Origin of the sequence: Cloacibacterium normanense (genome assembly GCF_002943105.1) — a bacterium.
Classification (GTDB): domain Bacteria; phylum Bacteroidota; class Bacteroidia; order Flavobacteriales; family Weeksellaceae; genus Cloacibacterium.
On record NZ_PTPZ01000001.1, the window covers coordinates 383,344 to 405,647 of the forward strand.

The 22,304-nt window shown below is 33.7% G+C and carries 20 protein-coding genes and 1 tRNA gene; 19 read left to right on the plus strand and 2 right to left on the minus strand.

Features of this window, described 5'->3' with window-relative positions:
- The first annotated feature begins 305 nt into the window (after positions 1 to 305).
- The 4 genes from ccsB to C3729_RS01750 all read left to right on the plus strand — a co-directional run bounded on the left by ccsB (position 306) and on the right by C3729_RS01750 (position 5,441).
- Complete coding sequence (gene ccsB / locus C3729_RS01735) at positions 306 to 3,485, plus strand: c-type cytochrome biogenesis protein CcsB (RefSeq protein ID WP_104792553.1); 3,180 nt, start codon at positions 306 to 308, stop codon at positions 3,483 to 3,485.
- Positions 3,486 to 3,542: 57 nt separating this feature from the next.
- Positions 3,543 to 3,905: a cupin domain-containing protein gene (locus tag C3729_RS01740; protein WP_104792791.1), complete on the plus strand. Its 363-nt coding sequence runs from the start codon at positions 3,543 to 3,545 to the stop codon at positions 3,903 to 3,905.
- Between the two features lie 138 nt (positions 3,906 to 4,043).
- Entirely contained in the window at positions 4,044 to 4,823 is a 780-nt protein-coding gene (locus tag C3729_RS01745; protein ID WP_104792554.1) for an alpha/beta fold hydrolase, read from the plus strand.
- Between the two features lie 156 nt (positions 4,824 to 4,979).
- Complete coding sequence (locus tag C3729_RS01750) at positions 4,980 to 5,441, plus strand: Lrp/AsnC family transcriptional regulator (protein WP_069796477.1); 462 nt, start codon at positions 4,980 to 4,982, stop codon at positions 5,439 to 5,441.
- A 76-nt stretch (positions 5,442 to 5,517) separates the two neighbouring features.
- Here the strand turns inward: C3729_RS01750 and C3729_RS01755 are convergent, their stop codons facing one another.
- Positions 5,518 to 6,126 (minus strand): HAD family hydrolase, encoded by a 609-nt coding sequence (locus C3729_RS01755; RefSeq protein ID WP_104792555.1) that lies wholly within the window; start codon positions 6,124 to 6,126, stop codon positions 5,518 to 5,520.
- A 12-nt stretch (positions 6,127 to 6,138) separates the two neighbouring features.
- Positions 6,139 to 6,573, minus strand: coding sequence for a type I restriction enzyme HsdR N-terminal domain-containing protein (locus tag C3729_RS01760; RefSeq protein WP_104792556.1), 435 nt, complete (start codon positions 6,571 to 6,573; stop codon positions 6,139 to 6,141).
- A gap of 4 nt (positions 6,574 to 6,577) precedes the next feature.
- Between C3729_RS01760 and holA the strand changes: the two genes are divergently transcribed.
- The 15 genes from holA (at position 6,578) to C3729_RS01835 (ending at position 22,302) form a co-directional block, all read left to right on the plus strand.
- On the plus strand, positions 6,578 to 7,609 hold the full coding sequence (gene holA, locus C3729_RS01765; protein ID WP_104792557.1) for a DNA polymerase III subunit delta: 1,032 nt from the start codon (positions 6,578 to 6,580) through the stop codon (positions 7,607 to 7,609).
- Between the two features lie 2 nt (positions 7,610 to 7,611).
- The gene (locus tag C3729_RS01770; protein ID WP_104792558.1) at positions 7,612 to 8,574 is read left to right on the plus strand and encodes a YitT family protein; all 963 of its coding nucleotides are present in this window, start codon (positions 7,612 to 7,614) and stop codon (positions 8,572 to 8,574) included.
- Between the two features lie 144 nt (positions 8,575 to 8,718).
- Entirely contained in the window at positions 8,719 to 9,660 is a 942-nt protein-coding gene (gene trxB / locus C3729_RS01775) for a thioredoxin-disulfide reductase (protein WP_104792559.1), read from the plus strand.
- Between the two features lie 4 nt (positions 9,661 to 9,664).
- Positions 9,665 to 10,030: a fluoride efflux transporter CrcB gene (gene crcB / locus C3729_RS01780; protein WP_104792560.1), complete on the plus strand. Its 366-nt coding sequence runs from the start codon at positions 9,665 to 9,667 to the stop codon at positions 10,028 to 10,030.
- Between the two features lie 117 nt (positions 10,031 to 10,147).
- A tRNA-Ser gene (locus C3729_RS01785) sits at positions 10,148 to 10,232 on the plus strand.
- A gap of 261 nt (positions 10,233 to 10,493) precedes the next feature.
- Positions 10,494 to 11,729 carry a site-specific integrase gene (locus C3729_RS01790; RefSeq protein WP_104792561.1) on the plus strand — a complete coding sequence of 412 codons (1,236 nt, stop codon included), beginning with the start codon at positions 10,494 to 10,496 and terminating at the stop codon, positions 11,727 to 11,729.
- A 164-nt stretch (positions 11,730 to 11,893) separates the two neighbouring features.
- Positions 11,894 to 12,706, plus strand: a complete 813-nt coding sequence (locus C3729_RS01795; protein WP_260204321.1) for an RteC domain-containing protein — start codon at positions 11,894 to 11,896, stop codon at positions 12,704 to 12,706.
- Between the two features lie 82 nt (positions 12,707 to 12,788).
- Positions 12,789 to 13,049, plus strand: a complete 261-nt coding sequence (locus tag C3729_RS01800) for a helix-turn-helix domain-containing protein (RefSeq protein WP_104792562.1) — start codon at positions 12,789 to 12,791, stop codon at positions 13,047 to 13,049.
- Between the two features lie 139 nt (positions 13,050 to 13,188).
- Positions 13,189 to 14,091 (plus strand): transcriptional regulator, encoded by a 903-nt coding sequence (locus C3729_RS01805; protein ID WP_104792563.1) that lies wholly within the window; start codon positions 13,189 to 13,191, stop codon positions 14,089 to 14,091.
- 21 nt (positions 14,092 to 14,112) lie between these two features.
- Positions 14,113 to 14,754, plus strand: a complete 642-nt coding sequence (locus tag C3729_RS01810; RefSeq protein WP_104792564.1) for an AAA family ATPase — start codon at positions 14,113 to 14,115, stop codon at positions 14,752 to 14,754.
- A gap of 107 nt (positions 14,755 to 14,861) precedes the next feature.
- Positions 14,862 to 15,860 (plus strand): helix-turn-helix transcriptional regulator, encoded by a 999-nt coding sequence (locus C3729_RS01815; protein WP_104792565.1) that lies wholly within the window; start codon positions 14,862 to 14,864, stop codon positions 15,858 to 15,860.
- A 61-nt stretch (positions 15,861 to 15,921) separates the two neighbouring features.
- Positions 15,922 to 18,387, plus strand: coding sequence for an N-6 DNA methylase (locus C3729_RS01820; RefSeq protein ID WP_104792566.1), 2,466 nt, complete (start codon positions 15,922 to 15,924; stop codon positions 18,385 to 18,387).
- 2 nt (positions 18,388 to 18,389) lie between these two features.
- Positions 18,390 to 19,580, plus strand: coding sequence for a hypothetical protein (locus tag C3729_RS01825; RefSeq protein ID WP_104792567.1), 1,191 nt, complete (start codon positions 18,390 to 18,392; stop codon positions 19,578 to 19,580).
- 75 nt (positions 19,581 to 19,655) lie between these two features.
- Positions 19,656 to 21,194, plus strand: coding sequence for a type I restriction-modification system subunit M (locus C3729_RS01830; protein WP_104792568.1), 1,539 nt, complete (start codon positions 19,656 to 19,658; stop codon positions 21,192 to 21,194).
- On the plus strand, positions 21,187 to 22,302 hold the full coding sequence (locus C3729_RS01835; protein ID WP_104792569.1) for a restriction endonuclease subunit S: 1,116 nt from the start codon (positions 21,187 to 21,189) through the stop codon (positions 22,300 to 22,302). Before C3729_RS01830 ends, C3729_RS01835 begins: the two co-directional genes overlap by 8 nt.
- Positions 22,303 to 22,304 lie beyond the last annotated feature (2 nt).

Consider the following 22,304-nt stretch of genomic DNA (forward strand, 5'->3'; position numbering starts at 1 on the left):
CAAAGGTAATATTTTATATGAAAAATGAAAACATTTGAAATCGTTTTTTGATTTTAAAAATAGTAACTTTTTAACGAGAAATAGCATTTAATTTTCTGATTTTGAGGTCTTCAAATAGAAAATGAGGATTTGTCTTTTAAGCGATTGAATTTTTATACAGAGAAATCAAATGGTTCTATGCACCAAAGAAGTTAAAAAAAGCAAAATTTTATAAAAATTTTAACACAGTTATAGATAAAATCCAACTATCAAAATTCGCTAATTCAATTTATAGAATGTATTTTTGTGCAGTTTAAAAATCTATAATGAAAAAACTGATTAATATTCTGATTTCTACGAGAACAATGGCTGTTTTATTGTTCGTTTATGCTTTTGCAATGGCTTATGCCACTTTTGTAGAAAACGATTTCGGAACACCTACTGCCAAAGCTTTAATCTATGAAGCAAAATGGTTCGAAGTAGTAATGATTTTACTTATCCTCAACTTTATTGGTAATATTAATAGATACAGACTTTGGAAAAGAGAAAAATGGCCGTTATTGGTGTTTCACTTGGCTTTTGTCTTTATTTTTATTGGGGGAGCAATCACCCGTTACATCAGTTACGAAGGGCAAATGCACATCAGAGAAGGAGAGACTTCTAATGAAATCATTACCGATAAAAATTTCTTTAAAATTCAAATCGAAAGAGGTGGCGACCGTTTAAGTTATGCCGAAATTCCTTATATGATGGCTTCTCAAGAACCACTCATTGCGAAAATTATTCCACACAGATTTAAGGCAAAGTATGATTTCCATGGTGAACTTGTTCAAGTAGAGCAACTAGAATATATTCAGAGAAAAAAAGACAGTCTAGTAGTCAGCAATTCAGGAAAAGAATATCTTCACTTGGTTTCAACCAATGATAATGGAAGAGAAGATATTTATTTGGGTTCTGGTGATGTAAAAAGCATCAATGGATTCCTAGTTTCTTTCAACAAAGGAATAGAAGGAGCAGTAGAATTCAAGCAGGAAAACGGGAATCTATTCATCAAAACACCTCTAGAAGCCAATTATATGACCATGGCAACTCAAGCGACTGGTGTGACTAAAAAAGATGAATTCCAACCATTGGCTTTGAGAAGTCTTTATACCATAGAAAATTTAAAATTGGTAGTTCCAGAACCTTTGAAAAAAGGAAATCTAATTGCTTATTCTGGAGATAAAAAAAGAGACCAAAACGTTCCTGATATGTTAAAAGTATTGGTAAAAGGTCCAAAAACTGAACAAACCATCGATTTGTCAGTAGAAAAAGGAAATCCTAACGCATTTAAACAAATGACAATTGACGGATTAAACATCATTCTTGGTTTCGGTCCGAAAGTGTATCAAACTCCATTTGCTCTGAAACTAGATGATTTCGTGATGGAAACTTACCCAGGAAGTGATTCTCCATCTGCGTATGAATCTCACGTTCAAATTGTAGACGAAGGCAAACAAACGCCTTATAAAATATATATGAACCACGTTTTAAACCACAAAGGATACAGATTCTTCCAAGCGAGTTTTGACCCAGACAGACAAGGAACCGTACTTTCTGTAAACCACGATTTTTGGGGAACTTTGGTAACGTATATTGGCTATGCATTCTTGTTTTTAGGATTATTTGTAGCACTTTTCTGGAAAGGAACACACTTCTGGAAACTGAACCAATCTCTAAAAGACATGGCGAAAAAGAAAGTAGCAATTTTCCTTTTATTGTTTTCAATTATTGGGTTAAATGCTCAAGAGCATCAACATAAAGAAGGAGAAGTTCATGCTGAAGCTGCGCCAACTGCTCAACCGCAAAGTGTGCCTCAACAAATGGTTCATGCTGAAATTTCTAAAGAGCATGCTGATAAGTTCGGGTATCTTCTCGTGCAAGGTTTTGACGGAAGAATTGAGCCGATGAATACTCAAGCATTAGATGTTTTGAGAAAATTAGCCAAAAAAGAAAAATGGGGAGAATTGAACGCGAACCAGTGGTTCTTGTCGATTAACATCAATCCGATGGCTTGGATGAACGATAAAATCATCAAAATCGGAACAAAAGGTGGCGAAGAATTAAAGAAAAAAACCAAAGCCAACGAAGATGGCTATACTTCTATGATGAATCTTTTCGTAACCGATGCGATGGGAATGCCGAAATTCATTTTAGAAGAAGATTTCAATACGGCTTTTAGAAAAAAACCAGCGGAACAAAGCAATTATGATAAAGAAGTGATTTCTGTAAACGAAAGAGTACAAGTTTTCTACGGATTGCTTTCTGGGCAATATTTTAGAGTTGTTCCTATTCAAAACGACCCAAATCATACGTGGAACTCTTGGCTAGATGCAGAGCAAAAAGCAGATCCACAAGCACAAAATGTGATTGCGCCTTATTTCATCAGCGTAGTAGATGCTTCTAGAAACGGAGATTGGACAAAAGCAGATGAAGCATTAACCAAAATTCAAGAATATCAAAAAACTTGGGGCAAAAATGTACTTCCAGATGAGAGTAAAGTGAAGCTTGAAGTTTTTATGAATAAAGCTAATCTAAACTTCTGGTTATTGATTTTCTATACCATCATTGGTGGTTTATTAATCGTTTTAGGATTTATAGAACTTTTCAAACCGAATAAAACGTTACACAAGGCCATCAAATTCATCATTTACATAGGAGTAGTAGGGTATTTCCTTCACTTCTTAGGATTAATCGGAAGATGGTACATTTCTGGTCACGCTCCTTGGAGTAATGGTTACGAAGCAATTGTATTTATTTCTTGGGTGGGAATTTCAGCAGGTTTAATGCTGTACAGAAATGCCAATGCACTCATTCCAGCTGCAGGATTTATGGTAGCGGTAATCATGATGGGATTTGCGCATGGTGGTTCTCAATTAGACCCACAAATCACACCTTTAGTGCCAGTGTTGAAATCATATTGGTTAATCATTCACGTAGCGATTATTACCAGCAGTTATGGTTTCTTCGCTTTGTCAATGATTATTGCAGTGATTTCATTGTTTTTCTATATCATTTCAAGTAAAAATACATTTGATAAACATGACCATTCTACGATTAAAGAATTAACCATCGTTTCAGAAATGTCCTTAACCATTGGTTTATTTGCATTAACCGTTGGGAATTTCTTAGGTGGAATTTGGGCAAATGAATCATGGGGTAGATATTGGAGCTGGGACCCGAAAGAAACTTGGGCATTCATTTCTATCATTGTATACGCATTTGTATTGCACATGAGATTGGTTCCAGGTTTGAGAGGAAGATATGCCTTCCACTTAATGACCATGTTCGCATTCTGTAGTATGGTAATGACCTATTTTGGAGTAAATTATTACCTTTCTGGATTGCATTCTTATGCAGCAGGAGATCCTATTCCGGTTCCAGCTTGGGTGTACATCAGTATTGGAGTAATGACGGCATTAGGATTAGGTGCTTATTATAAGTACAAAAAATTGACCGCAAAGTAATTTAAAATTCAAACCTTTATCTTTAATTTTGATAAAGGTTTTTTAATAATAATGGTAATGGAAAAGAAATATAAAATTCAGAAACATCCTTTTGTAGTGCCTACTACAGATGGTAAATTAATTCAAGAACATTGGGGAAATTCTACAGGGAATGCTCAGATTTCTATTGCACACATGATTGCGCCACTACATTGGAGCGAACCACATCAAACGCCAGAATTTGATGAATTTACCATCATCATCAGAGGGAAAAAACAGTTTGAAATTGATGGAGAATTAGTAGTTTTAGAAGCTGGACAGAGCATTTTAATCCAAAAAGGGGCAAGAATTCGTTACAGCAACCCTTTCGAAGAAGAATGCGAATATTTAGCCATTTGTTTGCCTGCTTTTTCTATGGATTTGGTGAATAGAGAAGGATAGAGTATTCAAAATTACACCCTTTAGGGTAGGGGAAATAATTTTGAGAAAGTTTTTTTATGGATAAAAGATATAAAAATTCACAAAAAATTAATTCTATTGATTGCATAATATTATATTTTTGTAAAAAAGTTTAAAAATTTGATTTCATATACCATTTATCAAAATTCTGAAAGTGCAGAATGGGTGACCTTTGTTCATGGAGCTGGAGGAAGCTCTACTATTTGGTTCAAGCAAATTAGAGAATTTCAGAAAAAATTTAATGTCTTATTGCTCGATTTACGAGGTCATGGCAGTTCTAATAAATTAAAAGCTAAGAAATACACCTTTCAATCCATTGCACATGATATTTTAGAAGTTATTGATCATCTTAAAATCAAAAGTTCTCATTTTGTGGGGATTTCTTTAGGTTCTATCGTGATTCGTCAGTTGGCAGAAATGCGCCCAGAACGAGTGAAATCTATGGTGATGGGAGGTGCCATTCTGAAAATGAATTTCCGTTCACAGATTTTAATGAAAATTGGCAATATTTTTAAATACATTTTACCATATTTGGTTTTGTATCGTCTCTTTGCCTTCATTATTATGCCCAAGAAAAACCATAAGTCTTCTCGAAATCTTTTCATCAATGAGGCAAAGAAATTATACCAAAAAGAATTCATCAAGTGGTTTAAATTGACAACAGAAATCAATCCAGTTCTGCGTTGGTTCAGACAAAAGGAGCTCAATATTCCTACTTTTTATGTGATGGGAGAAGAAGATTACATGTTTTTGCCTTCGGTAAAAGAAGTGGTAAAAAACCACGAAAAATCATCGAGTTTATTGGTGATAGAAAATTGCGGTCACGTAGTCAATGTAGATGCTCCACACGTTTTTAACAGCAAAGTGATTCGATTTTTAGAATCACTCAAGAGATCTTAAATTGATCCATCGTCTATAGTCCATCAACCAACAACCAACAACTGTCAACCAACAACCAACAACTCCTTTTATAGATTTTTTTTATGGTCAAACTTCCAAAATACAGGATATTTTAAAAATAATTCTTATTTTTGACTTCGTTTTTAGATAAAATTTATGAAGTCACTCGATAAGTTAGATTACAAAATCCTCAATATTCTGCAAGAAGATAACACGATTGCCATCAAAGATTTGGCAGAAAGAATCGGTTTATCTTTCACACCCACTTACGAAAGAGTTAAGTCTCTCAAAAACAATGGAATCATCAAAAAATATGTAGCCATCGTAGATAGAGAAAAAGTAGGGTACGAATTGGTGGCGTATTGCAACGTCACCATCAAAAATAAATCAGTAGAAATTTTGAGAGATTTTGAGGAAAAACTCAATAAATGTCCTGAGATAGTAGAAGTAGTGAGCGTTTCTGGTGTGTATGATTATATGATTAAAATTGTGACCAAAAACATTAAAGAATACAATGATTTTGTAGAAAAAACATTTACCAATTATCCTCACATCGGCGATTATCACAGCAGCATCGTTCTGTGTACGGTAAAAGAAGAAACTAAAATTTTCTTGTAAAATTTTGGAAATAAAAGATAGAAAGTCACATCATCACGATGTGACTTTTTTTTGGTAGAATATGTTTTTACAGAATTTAAAAATCTAAACCTAAATTTTTAAGTTCGGTCTCTAAATTCATGTTTTCATTCACATGAACTGTGATGAAATCTAAACTTTTTGCCGTTTCGATGTTGTGGAAATTATCGTCAATAAAAACAGATTCTTCGGCTTTTATTTGATAACGGTCGAGGAGAACTTCCCAAATTTTAGGATTAGGTTTGATGAGTTTTTCTTCGCCAGAAACTACAATTTTTCCTTCAAAAACATTGAAGAATTCATAATTAGCCAAAGCGTAAGGGAAAAACTCTGCCGACCAATTTGTAAGTCCGAAAAGTTCATATTTTCCTTTTAATTTTTGTAAAACACTCACGTTTTCTGGTATGTCTGAACGCAACATGAGGTGCCAGTTTTCATAATACGCCAATATCTCTTTTTTCCATTCTGGATGCTTAGAAATGAGCAAAGCATTGGCTTCGGCAACACTTCTGCCTCGGTCCTGTTCGGCATTCCATTCATTGGTAGCGATGTTTCCCAAGAAATATTCCATTTTTTCGTCGTCATTGAAATAATCTCTGAAAAAATAACGCGGGTCCCAATCCATAACCACTCCGCCAAAATCAAAGATGATATTTTTAATATTCATGTTTTTCTTATTTTAAAATTCTACATTTTCGAAATGATAGTTTCCATTTTCAAATCTCGCAGCAATATGCTGTAAACCATTGCTCAAAATAATTTTTTCAGCGCCAATTACTGAATTGTACCGGGCAATTTGCTCAAAAGTTTGTTCGGTAAGAGTAATGTGTGGTGCTTTGAGTTCTACCAAAATTTTAGGAGCTGTTTTTTCGGTAATCAAGAGGTCTATTCTCTTAATCGTTCCGTTTAATTCTAGTTTTTTTTCTAGGATTAATGCAGATTTCGCATACTTTTTTACTTGAGTGAAATAGTGCACAAAATGCTGTCTTACCCACTCTTCAGGAGTGAGAACCAACCAAGATTTCCTTACCATATCATAAATAAAAAACGTATCTTTGTCTCGCTTGATATCAAAAACAAAATCTTCTTTAAAATTTAATTTCGGCAGCTGCATTCAGATGAAAGAATTAGAACAGATTTTCAAACATATTAAAAATAGGGAATTTTTACCCATCTACTTTTTCCATGGCGAAGAAGCTTTTTTTATAGACGCAGCTGTAAAAGCATTAGAAAATGATGTGCTTACAGAAGACGAAAAAGCTTTTAACCAAACGGTAGTCTATGGCAAAGATACCAATTATAATGATATTTTGGCACTTTCTAGACAGTATCCTATGATGGGAGACAAGCAACTCATCATCGTAAAAGAAGCACAAGACTTAAAATTAAATGAAGACGAATCTAGAATTTTAGAAAACTACGCCACAAATCCTGTGGAATCTACCATTCTGGTCTTTGCACACAAGCATAAAAAAGTAGACAGCCGAAAAAAAGTATTCAAAGTTCTAGACAAAGCAAATATGCTCTTTCACAGCGAACCTGTAAAAGATTATAACTTGGCAAAATGGATAGAAGACGAAGCTAGAAACCTTCAAATAAAACTAGCGCCAGGAATTGCTCAACTATTGGCAGATTACTTAGGGAATGACCTTTCCAGAATTTCTAATGAGCTCAATAAAATGAAATTGGTGCTGAAAGAAGGTGAAGTTTTAGACGGTAAATTGGTAGAAACGCACATTGGGATTTCTAAGGAATTTAATGTTTTTGAATTGCAAAAAGCACTCGGTAAGAAAGACAGCAATCAAGCCTTCAAAATTGCTTATTACATGGGGAAAAATCCCAAAACCAATCCTATTGTCATGACCATAGGAAATCTCTATACTTTTTTTAGCAATGTGGTAATGTATCACACTGTGGCGAATCAGGGGCAAAGTCTTATTGCTTCAGCATTGGGAGTGAATCCTTATTTTGTGAAAGATTATGCAGAAGCGGCGAGAAATTATCCGTTGAAATTTTCGACCAGAGTTATCTCGGTTTTGAGGGAAATTGATTTAAAATCAAAAGGTCTAGGTGCGGTAAATATGGAGGAAAGTGAACTCTTAAAAGAAATGGTCTACAAAATTGTAAACATTGATAAAATCAAAAGCTAAAAATGATTAAAAATATCTGGAAACAAATCATTTTACTCATTCTTCGTTTACAAGGCGAAGCAGATACCAGTCGGTACAAAGTCATTAAAACCAAAAATAATATTTTGGTTTCCCTAAGAAACGAATTCAAAAATTTTTTACTCATCACCATCGGTGTATTTTCTGCAGGTTTCGGTTTCAAAGGATTTCTTTTGACCAATAAATTTATAGATGGTGGCGCAACTGGGATTTCGTTATTGGTTTCAGCGTTGACAGAAATTCCGATTTATTACTTGATTCCGCTTATCAACTTGCCTTTCATTATTATGGGGCACAAAACCGTGGGAATCAATTTTGCGATAAAAACGGCACTTGCAATTGGAGGATTGGCTTTGGTTTTGGCAAATGTAGACTTTCCAAATGTGACCAATGATAATATTCTAGTGGCGGTTTTTGGCGGTTTCTTTTTAGGAGCAGGAATCGGATTGTCCATTAGAGGAGGTGCTGTAATTGACGGAACCGAAGTTTTAGCGCTCTATTTGAGCAAAAAATTAGGGACGACCATTGGAGACGTGATCATCATTATCAATGTGATGATTTTCTCTGCTGCGGCTTACTTTTTAGGCGTAGAAATCGCGTTGTATTCCATGATTACGTATTTATCGGCTTCTAAAACGTTGGATTTTATTGTAGAAGGAATTGAAGAATACATCGGAGTGACCATCGTTTCTTCAAAATGTGAAGAGATTAAAGAAATGATTTACAATAAATTAGGAAGAGGAGTTACCGTTTATAATGGTAAAAAAGGCTTCGGAAAACGAGGGATGAAAGAAGATAGCGATATTATTTTTACCGTTATTACCCGTTTAGAAGTGAGTAAACTGACCACGGAATTAGAAAAAATAGCACCTACCGCATTCGTAGTGATGCACACGGTAAAAGATACCAAAGGTGGAATGATTAAGAAAAGACCATTGAAAAATTAATTTCAAGTTTTCATATAAAAATTTTCAAAAATGGAAATGTCAAATCAAAAATTGCTTTCATTGAAAAAATTCATAACAGAATCATCAGGAAAACAATGAAATTCACGAAATTTGCAACTCAAAAAGTAACAACCCTTATATTCTATGGAAAATAATATATTAGATTGCGTGATTGTAGGTTCTGGACCATCTGGTTATACCGCTGCTATATATGCAGCCAGAGCAGATTTAAAACCTGAATTATACACTGGTTTAGAGCCAGGAGGTCAGTTGACAACAACAACCGAAGTAGAAAACTTCCCAGGTTATCCAAACGGAATTACAGGTCCTGAGATGATGATGGATTTGCAAAAACAAGCCGAAAGATTTGAAACCAAAGTACACTATGAAATGATTACGAAAGTAGAATTTTCTAAAGAAGTAGGAGGTGTTCATAAACTTTGGGCAGGCGAAAAAGAAATTTTAGCAAAAACAGTCATTATTTCTACAGGAGCTACAGCAAAATATTTAGGTTTAGAAGACGAGAAAAAATATTCTGGAGGTGGAGTTTCGGCTTGTGCAACTTGTGATGGATTTTTCTACAGAGGCAAAGACGTAATCGTAGTAGGAGCTGGAGATACAGCGGCAGAAGAAGCGACTTATCTTTCTAAATTGTGTAACAAAGTAACCATGCTAGTAAGAAAAGACCGTTTCAGAGCTTCTAAAGCAATGGTTCATAAAGTTTTAAATACACCAAATATTGAAGTGAAATTCAATCACGAATTAATCGCTATCGAAGGAGAGAACAGCTTAGTAGAAAGAGCAGTGGTGATTAATAACCAAACGCAAGAAACTTCTAAGATTGACGTTCATGGTATTTTCATCGCAATTGGTCACAAACCGAATACTGATGTTTTTGCAGGTCAAATCACTTTAGATGAAAACGGTTACATCATCACCGAAGGAAAATCTTCTAAAACCAATTTACCGGGTGTTTTCGCAGCAGGAGATGTACAAGACCACATCTACAGACAAGCGATTACAGCAGCAGGTTCTGGTTGTATGGCAGCAATAGATGCTGAACGTTATTTATCAGAATTAGAATAAATCATTGAAAACCTTAGTTTACATATTTTTAGGAGGCGGATTAGGGAGTGTAATGCGGTATTTGGTATCGTTTTATACTTCCAAATTCCTTTCTATTGGGAGTTTTCCTCTCGGAACATTCTTGGTAAACCTCATCGGATGCTTTTTAATAGGTCTTTTTTCGTCTTATTTTATCAAAGTAGACAATTCCCTTAAATTTCTATTGATTACAGGTTTTTGTGGCGGTTTTACCACTTTTTCTACTTTCGCAACAGAAAACTATTCTTTATTACAAAATCAAAATTATATCGTGCTTATTTCTTATGTCTTATTGAGCATAATCTTAGGAATTATAGCAGTAATATTAGGTTTTCAGGCAGCAAGTAATTAATTTTTGATGTTGAAAATTAATGCGTTATAAAAAATGTAGAAAAATCTAAAAAAATAATTTTGTCAGAATTTAAAAAGGTTCTATATTTGCACCACTGAAAACGAGATAATCGTTTCTGGAGAAATGGCAGAGTGGTCGATTGCGGCAGTCTTGAAAACTGTTGACTGTAACAGGTCCGGGGGTTCGAATCCCTCTTTCTCCGCAAGTTGAAAAACAAAATCAAACAAAACCCACTAAACTTCAATGTTTAGTGGGTTTTTTATTTTCTGTGGTATTCAATTTTTTCAACAATTCTTAAAATTTAGGTGTCTTAAAAGGTGTCACTTATTTTAGTCTACCAAGTGACTCCTCTAAATTTAGAAACTCCATTTAAAAGACAGTTTAGAGAGTGTTTCAATTTTTGTACATCTTGATTTTATAGGAATTTAAAATTAAATTGTTTAACAAATAAAATCACCACATTATGAATTCTACAGTATCTGTTCTTTTCTACATTAAGAGAGCAAAAGTTAATAAGGATGGCATTTGTCCAATCTATGTTAGAGTAACGGTTAATTCCAAAAGATTTGAATTTAGTTCTAATAAATTTGTTGCTCCAGATAAATGGTCAGCAGAAGCTTCTAAAATTAAAGGCAACAATGAAGAAGCTAGACTTATTAATAAACATCTTGAACTACTCAAATTTCAAATTTTAGAAGCTGAGAATAAATTAATTATAAAAAATGTACCAATTAGTGCAGACCGTCTAAGAGAAGAATTATTGGGAGTAAACACCACAAATAGAAAGTTAATTCCCATATTTAGAGATCATAATGAAAAAATTAAAGTGCTCGTTGGTACGGAATATTCTCCAGGAACTCTAGAGAGATATAATACATCATTAAAACATACCCAGGATTTTCTTATGTGGAAGTTCCAAAAAGGGGATATTGACATTGTTGATATTGACCATGCTTTTATTACCGATTATGAATTTTGGTTAAGAAGTGTAAGAAAATGCGCAAATAATACTGCAGTAAAATATATTAAAAATTTCAAAAAAATTATCAGAATTTGTATGGCAAATGGGTGGTTAGATAAAGACCCATTTATCAATTATAAGTCTAAAGTTAAAGTTGTCGAAAGAGTTTTTTTAACCCATACTGAAATCCAAACACTACTAAATAAAAGTTTTGTTTCAGAAAGACTAGAATTGGTAAGAGACATTTTTATTTTCAGCTGCTTCACTGGGCTGGCTTATGTGGATGTGAAAAAATTGACCAAAGAAAATCTAAATATTGGCATTGATGGCCATAAGTGGATTTTTACCCATAGACAAAAAACTGACACTCCTTCAAGAATTCCTATTCTTCCAACGGCTGAGGGTATTCTTGAAAAATACAAAGATCATCCTCAATGTATTAATTCTAATATCTTACTCCCTATTCTAAGCAATCAAAAAATGAATGCTTACCTCAAAGAAATTGCAGATGTTTGTGAGATTAATAAAGAGCTTACTTTCCATATTGCTAGACATACTTTTGCTACTACTGTCACTCTCTCAAATGGTGTTCCGATAGAGAGTGTAAGTAAGATGCTTGGTCACACGAATATAAAGACTACACAGCATTACGCTAAAATTTTAGATCAAAAAATTTCCACAGATATGCAGGTTTTAAAAGACAGATTAAAAGATTTGGTAATTTCTAAAATATCATAACATCATAAGTGTCTTATGTAAAATAGTTGTAATTTATTTGTTGCATAATTTTTATGTTCTAAAATTTTCAAGAAATAAATATTTTAGGAGCGTATTTTTTGAAATACGCTTTTTTTTATAAACTAAATAACTTGGAATCGAAATCAATTAAACTACTAACGGAATTGAATAGACAAATTCAGTTCTTAGAATCGGAATTTGAAGATGAAATTATTAAAACAGAAAAAAACATTGAACTTATTTACTTATCAATTGAAAAATTAAAGAATATTGTTTCTAATTACAACTTTAAAACTTGTATTGAGGAAATAAAATTCTTTAAGGAAATAAAACCAAAATTCACTTCTAAGTTAATTTACAATAACAATATTCTTAGAATTGAAACCAATAAGCCTATTGGCAGTAATCAGATAGTTATTAATTACTACCAGAAAGAACAGAAGAAAATTAAATATTTTTTTGAAGATAATTTAGAATTCTACAAGTACTACCGTACCAATTCAAATTATCTTGATGAAAAATATTTCACTAGAAATAATCATGATTTTAAATTGAATCTGGAAACCTGTTATGTTTCCATAGATAAAACATTTTCTACTTCCCATGATTTGAAATTAGCCAAACTCATTGCTAATGATTTGCTCTCAATATACTTAGAGAATAAGATCATTCAGCAAGAAAACTTAAAGCTCAAACATACCCAACGCAACCTCAACTCAAAACTTACTTGGACAGGTTCAAAAATAGCACTTACAGAACTAATTTATGCGCTTCAAACGGAAGGTGTTTTCAATAATGGTACTGCTAGCTTGAAAGATATTGCCGAAACTTTCGAAGAATTATTTGGAATAGATTTAGGTCAGTACAGACGTAACTTCTTAGAAATCAGAACTAGAAGAGAAGATAGAACAAGGTTTTTAAATTCTTTAAAGAGCAATCTAATCAGAAGAATGGATGATTCTGATGAATTTTATTAATTTTTTTATACCCAACGCAGTCTCCGTTGTGAATGAATTATCATCAAATCTTACAAATTTGCCTTAATTAAATTTTATAATTATGGCAGTTAACATTTTAACAAAAGAAGACCTACAGGATTTTAAAGCAGATTTACTTGTAGAGATTACAAAATTACTTCAACCGAAAAATAAAGAACATAAGCAATGGCTTCGTTCTTCAGAAGTAAAAACGATTCTCAAAATTTCTTCAGGTACTTTGCAAACGTTGCGTATTAATGGCACCCTCCGTTTCTCAAAAGTCGGGGGTACCCTTTACTACAGTTATGATGATATTGAAAAATTGCTGCAGTCCAATAATTAAATTCTAAACTAAAATCCTACTTCCTCCCTCAGCTTTTTAGTGTAGAAATTTCTCCCTTTAGATAAGGGGGAAACAATTTCTACACTTTAGGGTTGGGAATACCATCTATTTTCTATCAACAAAAATCCATCTTTTAAGAATGAATTACATTAAACACCTTACCGGTTTTTTTGAAAAAGTTGCACAGGATAGAAATCTCAATGCAACTCATGTGAGCCTTTATGTTGCTCTGTTTCAATTCTGGAATTTTAACCGTTTCAAAAATCCAATAAGCATATCCAGAGACGAAGTAATGAGAATCAGCAAAATAAGTTCAAAAGCTACATATCACAAATGCCTAAAAAACCTCCATGCTTTAGGATATTTTGACTATCAGCCTTCTTACAATCCATTCAAAGGAAGCCAGATAGTCATGTTTGATTTTTCCGAGGATTTAAAGCCTCTGTCTAAAAACGCTAAGACATCATCTGAACAAGTTATTGAAATAGTTGATAAACAAGCTCTAATCAACAAAAGAACAACTTCTAAGGTAGGTATTAAACAAGCTTTAGTACCTATTATAAACAATATAAACATTACAAAAGAATCAAACGAAAATAAAGAGGGAGCACCCATTTCCAAAATCAATTATCAATTTTTTAATAATTCAAATTCACTGAACCAAAATTTAGCTTATCAGTATACAATTCCTGAAAACAGTTTTTTAAAAAAAGAAAAAAGTTGCGCCAAAAAAGAAAAAGAACAATGGAACGATACTACCGAAAATTTGAATGTTGAAAATATCATTCCACCACCATTTGAAGAGCTGATTAATTTTTTCAAAGAATTAAATGCCCCATTAATTGAAGCTCAGAAATTTTTTAATCATTATGAGTCAAACGGCTGGTTAGTAGCTGGAAAATCTAAAATGAAAAACTGGAAAGCTTCTGTAGAAAATTGGTTAGAAAAATCAAATAGATTTAATTCTATTTCTCCAAATCATATACCATCCCCAAAGAATCTCCAAGCCACCACCAACAAAAGCTACAAAGAACCCCTCTAACCTTAACCTCAACCTCACTCTATGAACTTTCCTACACCACCCATAGAAACCCGTTATGATTATTACAAAATCATTCCAGAATTCAAAAAATTCGCTTCCCAGTATATCGGAAAAAACTACCTCATCCCAGACGAAGAAAAACCCATTGTCTTCGCCACCATTGCATGGATGCTCCAAGACGATTTAGTGGCCAAAGAAATGGACTTCGACCTTCAAAAAGGAATTCTCCTTTCTGGTCCTATTGGTTGCGGAAAAACCACCTTATTCAAGCTCATGCAAAAATTCATAGGCAACAAAAACAAATTCGGCATGGTCTCCACACGACAAATCGTTTCAGAATTCATGCAGTCAGGCTACCAAATCCTGGAGAACTACTCCAAAGGAAACTTCGCCCACGACGCTCGAAAAGCCAAAGTTTATTGCTTTGACGATTTAGGCATTGAAACCTCATCTAAGTATTACGGAAACGACTGCAATGTAATGGCAGAAATCCTTCTCACACGCTATGACCTGTTCAAAGAAAAAGGACTCATTACACACCTCACTACCAATCTTTCTGCAGCTGAAATAGAATCTATCTACGGAAACAGGCTCCGTTCCCGAATGAGAGAAATGTTCAATCTTTTCGGCTACGACCAAAACTCCACCGACAAAAGAAAGTGATTTCCATTAATTTTAATTCGTTTTATGGTACATTGTTAGTTATTTTATAGCTTTCCGTTTTTTATTGTGGTTTGGTTTTGTATTTTTGTGAATAGACATAAATTTCTATGGCAACTAATAAACATGCTCAAATTCGATATAATACATTAGACAAGTGTTTTAGAAATCCTGGTAAAAGATTTGCCATTGAAGATTTAGTAGATGCATGTAATGATGCTATTTACGAGTTCACAGGTAAACAAGAAGGAATTAAAAAAAGACAATTGTATGATGATATCCGATTCATGGAAAGTGAACAGGGGTGGTCAATTGAATTAGAAAAAACAAAAGAAGGTAGAAAAGTGTATTACCGCTATGAAGATCCAAACTTTTCTATATCAAATAAACCTTTAAATGAAACTGAAGCTTTTCAATTAAAAGAAGCTTTACTTACCTTGAGTAGATTCAAAGGAATGCCACAATATGATTGGATTGATGAGTTAGGGACACGATTAGATGCCGAATTCAAACTAAATAAAAACTCAGATAAGGTGATGAGTTTTGAAGAGAACGAATACTTAGAAGGCAAATCCTTTATCTCTCAGTTATACAACGCTATCATTTACAAAAAAGTAGTTGCAATTGAATACAAAACGTTTAAAAATGAAAATAGTGTAACTTACGAATTAAGTCCTTATCATTTGAAACAATTCAACAAGCGTTGGTTTTTATTTGGTAAGTCTCCCAATTTCGAAACACTAACAAACTTGGCTTTAGACAGAATTATTTCTATTAAGGAAACCAATAAAACCTATGAAAACAGTGACATAGATTTTAATGAATATTTCGATGATATTGTAGGGGTATCCATTCCAGAAGCAAAAGTGGAAACCATAAAAATTAAAATTGCAGAAACTTTAGTTCCCTATATCAAAACAAAACCACTACATCCATCACAAGCCTATAAGTTTGAAGACAATATACATCGTGTTATAATAAAAGTAATCCCTAATTATGAATTAGAATCATTATTGCTTTCCTATGGTGAAAGTTTACAGGTTTTAGAACCTGCTTCTTTTGTGGAAAAGATGAAAAGTAGAATTGAAAAGATGAAAAATAATTATTAATGCAGATTCAGTGCACTAATTAAAAATACATTTGCAAAGTAATTAGAAAAGAGTTTTTTTTATGGTAAATATAGTTTATTCAAATCCAGTTGATGTGTTATCTTTTAAAGTTATAGGTATTCTAAATTCATTTAGATATAACTCAAAATTCAACAATACAAGTGACTCTGTTCAGATTACATTATTATTGATATCATTATATAAAGATGGTGTAATAAATGAAGATTCTTTTACAGATGATTTTGACTTAAATAAATTAAAATCGCTCATTGTTAATTCAGTTTTAAATTCCCAGACTAAGGAAGCATATATTCAAATTGTTGAAACGCTTAACAATTCATTGACTAATCTTTTTAATCAACCATTTGATATATTTTTATTTCAATTTTTTCAATTAGATAGAAAGATGCTAGTTGATTATTTTCCAAGTTTTTTTGAAGATATTTTGTATAAAATTTCTAAATCTCAGGGAAGATATGCTGGTGAATTTATTCAACCTGTTGAGTTAACACGTTTAATGTCTAGTTTAGCTGATTTAAAAAAAGATGCCAAAGTTTTTAATCCTTTTGCAGGCTTGGCTTCATTTGGTGTGTGTCTTGACAAAGAAATAGCTTATTTAGGTCAAGAAATTTCTGAGGAATCTTGGGCATTAGGAACACTTCGTCTATTAGCGCATAATAAACTTAGTCTTTCAAATTATGTATGTGTTGATTCTACAAAGAATTGGCCTTCATCAAATGAAAAATTTGATCTAGTTATTGCTCATCCACCGTTTAATATGAAATTTGACAGAAACTATCATAATGTAAATTCAGTTGAACAGTTTTTAATTGAAAGGGGACTGGAATCTCTCGATTCTAAGGGTAATTTAATATCTATACTACCACTGGGTTTCTTGTCTAGAGAAGGATATGAAAAGCAATTAAGAAGAGAATTGATTCAACAAGATGTATTAGATACTATTATCTCATTGCCAGGAGGATTATTATCAAATACAGGAATTCCCCTTGTGATTCTGATGCTTAACAAAAATAAGAAAAAATCAGGATTGGTTCGCTTTGTTGATGCCAGTGAATTTGTTGAAGAAAAAGATGGTCAAGGAAAGATTCTAAATGATAATAAACTCAGTGAGCTAATACATAATACTAGAGTTGATTCAGAGTTTATTAGGTTTGTGAGTAATGAACAAATCATTTCGAATAAATATAGCCTAAGCGTACCAAGATATTTTCTTAATGAAATCATTTTTGAAGAAAACGAAAGATTAGTAAAGCTAGGTGATATTCTAGAGTTAGTTAGAGGCCAAAGAGGAAACTTACCAGAATCAGGCAAATTAATTCGTATCCGTGATTTAAAAGACGATAAAGTGGATTTTACACTTGATATTTCAAATGTGGAAGAGACAGAACTGAGGAGATCTGACATTCATATTGTCTCAGAATCATGCTTACTGCTTGCTATGCGTTGGCGTTCTTTAAAGCCAACTTTTTTTGAGTTCAAAGATGAGCCTATTTTTAGAAGTCAGGATATTTTTTCATTTAAAGTTAATGAAGAAATTGTTGATAAAGCTTATTTAATCAATGAGCTTCAGTCGGAATATGTTAATCATCAATTAGATTCCTACCGTTTAGGAGCTACTATACCTTTTATTCGACAGAAAGATTTACTTGAGGTAGTAATTAAATTACCTTCATTAGAAGAGCAGCGTGCTAAAGTTCAGGTTATTAATGAGTTATCTGATAAGATTAAAAGCTTGCAAGAAGAACGTAATGCCTTGGTTCATGGTAAGACGATAAAGCAGTTCAATGAATTTGCATCATTAAAGCATACTTTGGGAAGACCTAGACAAAATATTTTGGATTGGTCTGACAACTTGTTGGATTTTTTAACCAAGAAAAAGAACGATTTTGAAGAATTGAACAAAGTATTTTCCGATTTCTATGATATTGATATTATATCAGCCCTTAAGGAAATCAAGCGTGATGTAAACTTCATTACAGATGTGCTTGAAAAGGGTGAAAACGGACTTGTATTGTCCGAGTACGAAAAACAAATTATTTCGCTGTCAGATATTAATAGTACCGTCAACGAACTGTCTAATAACGGCTTTCACTTCACAATAAAGAAGTTTTTATTAAAAGGTGAAAAACTCAAAGAAAGAGGCATTTATGCTAACAAAACGCTTTTCAAAACATTGCTGGATAACATTCTCACAAATGCCAATAAGTATGCATTTGATAAAAAAGCTATAGGCAACGAAGTAATTATTGAACTGACCGAAGTTGATGATTCTTTAGTAATGGAAATCAGAAATAACGGCAAACCTTTTCCGAAGAATTTTGACAGGGAGAAGTTTATAACCAAATACTCGACAGCCGATTCTAACAATGGCAGTGGTTTAGGTGGTTATGATATACACAGAATTGCTAGTGATTTTAACAACCCGGATTGGATACTTTCACTGAATGAAGACCCATTCTTTTTGGTGAAGTTCAAATTCCAATTTCCAATAAAATTGATTAATTAATTATGGAGGATATATTTTATAATATATTGTGGATAGACGATGAGCATGAAACACTCACTGGAACTAAAGGCCGTGCAAAAAGAAATGGCATAAACCTGATTCCATTCAAGTCTTTGAATAGTGGCATGGATGAATTAGAAAGGAATTATCCTTTTTATGATGGCGTGCTATTAGACGCTAAATTTTTTGAAAATGAAGATGATGTCCAAGGAACGGAAGACACCTACAATGTGCATAGAGCCAAAGAAAGATTACTTCAAATTAAAAAGAAGTTTGAAGTATTTGTACTGACAGGGCAAGCCGAAGCTTATGAAGACAAAACCTTCAAAAAGGCCTTTACCAATGTTTACAAAAAAGGTAGTGACGAGGAAATTGACAGACTGTTTTCAGATATAAGGACTGCTGCTGCAAAACAGGAAGATACTCAAATTCGTCACAATTACAAAAGAGTGTTTGACGTATGTACAGAAAAGTATATTGGCGAGTTTGCAGGTCAAGATATTTTGAACCTACTCAAAGTCAATGATGATACAAACATTGACAATTATTTCAACGCTATTCGAAAAGTAGTCGAAGACCTTTTTATAGCATTCAATAAATTCAATTTACTGCCTTCTGAATTTGTTACACCAAGTGTCGCTTTAAATCAAACGAGTATTTTCCTTGCTGGTCAAGACCAATATGAGAATACCGACGCTGTATACAAACAACACAAGCATCTTCAAGAAACACATCTTCCGAAACAGATTGCTTCATACTTACGCAGTATTTTATCTATAACACAAGCTGGCTCACACAGGTCAGAAATTGATAATTATGTTAAGACCATAAGAACTACTTATCTTTTGAAAAGTATTTCTTTTCAACTATTGGATGTCTTGATATGGTTTAAAATGTATGTAGATTCAAATCCTAAAAAAGAGAATTGGGTAAAAGTGGAAACAGAAACTGAGGAGGCTAAACATAACGAAGTCTACATTTGTGGTAAGGTCATCAATATTAATCCCCATAAAGGCTTCGCTTTTTTTAAACCAGATGAGGGGGGAGATAATATTTTCATACCACCACATTTAGTTACCAATCATTCTCTTATTGAAGAATTACCTGTTCAAGTTGAAATAGAAGAATATACTCCCAATGGCACTAATCTTTTGAAAAATAGGGTAAAATGTATTAAAAATCTAATTGATTAATTCTAATATAATACTTTTAATTACAATATAAAGGTTTAAATTTGACTTTATATTTATTTCGATAAATAAAAATTTATGGCTAAGAAAAAACAAACGGTTGAAGAACCCTTAGAGAAACAACTCTGGAAAGCAGCGGACAAACTCCGCAAGAACATAGATGCTGCCGAATACAAGCATATTGTTTTAGGTCTAATCTTCCTGAAATATATTTCTGATGCTTTTGAAGAATTGTATGCAAGACTAAAAGTAGACGAAGCAAACGGAGCAGACCCCGAAGACAAAGACGAATACAAAGCAGAAAATGTATTCTTTGTTCCGCAGGATGCCCGATGGACTTATTTGCAATCGAAAGCAAAACAACCCGAAATTGGGAAGTTTGTGGACGATGCCATGGATGCCATTGAAAAAGAAAATGCTTCCTTAAAAGGTGTTTTGCCTAAAGTATTTGCCCGACAAAATTTGGACCCGACCAGTTTGGGCGAACTCATTGACTTGGTTGGAAACATTGCCTTAGGTGATGCCAAAGCAAGAAGTGCCGATGTGCTTGGACACGTTTTTGAATATTTCTTAGGTGAGTTTGCCCTTGCAGAAGGCAAGAAAGGCGGACAGTTCTATACGCCAAGAAGCGTTGTAGAATTATTGGTTGAAATGTTGGAGCCATACAAAGGACGAGTATTTGACCCTTGTTGTGGTTCGGGTGGTATGTTTGTTCACTCTGAAAAATTTGTAACCGAACACCAAGGAAAAGTAAACGATATTTCAATTTACGGACAAGAAAGCAACCAAACCACTTGGCGTCTTGCTAAAATGAACTTGGCTATTCGTGGCATTGATAGTTCACAAGTGAAATGGAACAACGAAGGTTCTTTTTTGAACGATGCACACAAAGACCTGAAAGCCGATTACATCATTGCCAATCCACCGTTTAACGTGAGTGATTGGGGTGGTGACTTAATGCGAACTGATGGACGTTGGCAATACGGAACTCCGCCAACAGGCAACGCCAATTTTGCCTGGATGCAACATTTTATTTACCACTTGGCACCAAGCGGGCAAGCAGGTGTTGTATTGGCAAAAGGGGCATTGACCTCTAAAACCTCAGGCGAAGGCGACATAAGAAAAGCTTTGGTGGAAAACGGTTTCATTGATTGTATTGTAAACCTGCCTGCTAAGTTGTTTTTGAATACACAGATACCTGCTGCCTTATGGTTTATGAGCAGAAACAGGAAGAATGGCAAGTTTAGGGATAGAAGCAACGAGATTTTATTTATTGATGCCCGAAACTTAGGGCATTTGATTAACCGCAGAACCCGTGAACTTTCACAAGAAGACATTGACAAAATTACCAGCACTTATCACAATTGGAGAAACCCTGACGGCAAGTATGAAGATGTGGCCGGCTTTTGTGCTTCTGCCCCAATAAGCAAGGTTAAGGAATTGGACTATGTGCTTACACCGGGCAGATATGTGGGCTTACCTGATGAAGAAGACGACTTCAATTTTGCTGAACGCTTTGCATGCTTGAAAGCAGAGTTGGAAGCACAACTAAAAGAAGAAGCCCAACTCAATGAAATAATTGCTGCTAACCTTTTAAAGATTCAAATCAATGAGTGAGTGGAAGGAGTATAAGTTAGCAGATTTATGTACAAAAATTGGTAGTGGTGCGACTCCACGTGGCGGTGGTGAATCCTACAAGGAAACAGGTATTTCTTTAATTAGAAGTCAGAATGTTTTAGATTTTCAGTTTTCTTACAGTGGTTTGGCGTTTATAGATGATGAACAAGCGGATGACTTAAAAAATGTCATAGTCAGAGAAAATGATGTTTTATTAAATATTACAGGAGACAGCGTTGCTAGAGTTTGTAAAGTTCCCAAAAAAGTCATACCAGCAAGAGTTAACCAACATGTTGCTATTATAAGAAGTGATGAGGAACGACTGAATTCAGATTTTTTATTGTACTATCTGCTTAAGCTTAAAGAACATTTACTATCGATTTCAGAGATAGGTGCAACAAGAAGAGCGATAACTAAAGGAATGATTGAAAATCTTGAAATTTCTATCCCTGAGATTACCGAACAAACCGCCATTGCCTCCGTCCTCAGCCGTTTAGACGACAAAATAGACCTGCTGCACCGCCAAAACGCCACCTTAGAAAAAATGGCTGAAACGCTGTTTAGGCAGTGGTTTGTGGAAGAAGCTAAGGAGGAGTGGGAGGAAAAAAAATTGGGTGAGTTCTTTCCTGTCATTACAGGAAAGAAGGACGCCAATTACGCTATTGAAGATGGTAAATATCCATTTTTTACATGTTCTCAAAAGACACTTTTGGCACCTAGCTATAGTTTTGATGGTAAAGCAATCCTGCTTGCCGGAAATGGCGATTTTAATGTAAAACGCTATAAAGGGAAATTTGAAGCTTATCAAAGAACTTATGTTTTAATTCCATATGATGAAAAGTACCATGACTTTCTCTATGTTTTAATGAAATTCTTTTTGACTCAAATCACAGAGGGGCATCAAGGTAGCGTAATCAATTTTTTAACAAAAGGAATGATTACAGATTTTAAGGTTTTATTACCAATACAATATGATGATAAATTGACCGAATTCGAAAAAATATATAAAAAGGTAGATATAAACACAAACCAAATCCGCACCCTCACGGCATTACGAGATACTTTGTTGCCGAAGTTGATGAGTGGGGAGGTAAAAGTTGAAATATAGAA

What these genes read in the sequence shown, in the direction of transcription:
- ccsB (WP_104792553.1), top strand. Translation starts at nt 306, where the DNA reads ATGAAAAAACTGATTAATATTCTGATTTCTACGAGAACAATGGCTGTT.
- C3729_RS01740 (WP_104792791.1), top strand. Translation starts at nt 3,543, where the DNA reads ATGGAAAAGAAATATAAAATTCAGAAACATCCTTTTGTAGTGCCTACT.
- C3729_RS01750 (WP_069796477.1), top strand. Translation starts at nt 4,980, where the DNA reads ATGAAGTCACTCGATAAGTTAGATTACAAAATCCTCAATATTCTGCAA.
- C3729_RS01755 (WP_104792555.1), bottom strand. Translation starts at nt 6,126, where the DNA reads ATGAATATTAAAAATATCATCTTTGATTTTGGCGGAGTGGTTATGGAT.
- C3729_RS01760 (WP_104792556.1), bottom strand. Translation starts at nt 6,573, where the DNA reads ATGCAGCTGCCGAAATTAAATTTTAAAGAAGATTTTGTTTTTGATATC.
- holA (WP_104792557.1), top strand. Translation starts at nt 6,578, where the DNA reads ATGAAAGAATTAGAACAGATTTTCAAACATATTAAAAATAGGGAATTT.
- C3729_RS01770 (WP_104792558.1), top strand. Translation starts at nt 7,612, where the DNA reads ATGATTAAAAATATCTGGAAACAAATCATTTTACTCATTCTTCGTTTA.
- trxB (WP_104792559.1), top strand. Translation starts at nt 8,719, where the DNA reads ATGGAAAATAATATATTAGATTGCGTGATTGTAGGTTCTGGACCATCT.
- C3729_RS01790 (WP_104792561.1), top strand. Translation starts at nt 10,494, where the DNA reads ATGAATTCTACAGTATCTGTTCTTTTCTACATTAAGAGAGCAAAAGTT.
- C3729_RS01800 (WP_104792562.1), top strand. Translation starts at nt 12,789, where the DNA reads ATGGCAGTTAACATTTTAACAAAAGAAGACCTACAGGATTTTAAAGCA.
- C3729_RS01805 (WP_104792563.1), top strand. Translation starts at nt 13,189, where the DNA reads ATGAATTACATTAAACACCTTACCGGTTTTTTTGAAAAAGTTGCACAG.
- C3729_RS01810 (WP_104792564.1), top strand. Translation starts at nt 14,113, where the DNA reads ATGAACTTTCCTACACCACCCATAGAAACCCGTTATGATTATTACAAA.
- C3729_RS01815 (WP_104792565.1), top strand. Translation starts at nt 14,862, where the DNA reads ATGGCAACTAATAAACATGCTCAAATTCGATATAATACATTAGACAAG.
- C3729_RS01820 (WP_104792566.1), top strand. Translation starts at nt 15,922, where the DNA reads ATGGTAAATATAGTTTATTCAAATCCAGTTGATGTGTTATCTTTTAAA.
- C3729_RS01825 (WP_104792567.1), top strand. Translation starts at nt 18,390, where the DNA reads ATGGAGGATATATTTTATAATATATTGTGGATAGACGATGAGCATGAA.
- C3729_RS01830 (WP_104792568.1), top strand. Translation starts at nt 19,656, where the DNA reads ATGGCTAAGAAAAAACAAACGGTTGAAGAACCCTTAGAGAAACAACTC.
- C3729_RS01835 (WP_104792569.1), top strand. Translation starts at nt 21,187, where the DNA reads ATGAGTGAGTGGAAGGAGTATAAGTTAGCAGATTTATGTACAAAAATT.